Origin of the sequence: Paenibacillus montaniterrae (assembly GCF_018403185.1) — a bacterium.
Lineage (GTDB): Bacteria > Bacillota > Bacilli > Paenibacillales > Paenibacillaceae > Pristimantibacillus > Pristimantibacillus montaniterrae.
The window spans coordinates 1-347 of sequence record NZ_BOSE01000042.1; the positions used below are offsets into that span (position 1 = coordinate 1).

A 347-nucleotide genomic window follows, 5' to 3' on the forward strand; every position below is an offset into this window, starting at 1 on the left:
TTAATCTTACGGCTTCTTCTTTAAATGCTTTGTCATATCTTTTCATTCGTGCTCAACTCCCTCGTCAGCTTTCATTCTATTTCATATGAGGGGGTTTTGCGACTGCATTTTTATCGTAGCACTCCATTTAATCTCAGGAAACGCTTTAAACAAAAGTCTCGCGGAAACACCTTTTAACGCTTTAATCATACCAGATATTGAATGCTGTGGTGTACATTCCACTAAGAGATGAATGTGATCGGAGTCGCTTTCAATTTCGGCTATAGTGAAGTTGTTATCGGATGCAATCTGAACAAGAATTTCTTTGAGTCTTACGTCGATTTCTTCCACAAGTATCTTGTGTCGGT

Annotated in this window: 1 pseudogene; it reads right to left on the minus strand. The window is 38.6% G+C overall.

Annotated features, from left to right (window positions below):
* Positions 1–126: 126 nt before the first annotated feature.
* A pseudogene (gene tnpA, locus KJS52_RS27050) lies at positions 127–347 on the minus strand (IS200/IS605 family transposase); the annotation flags it as partial.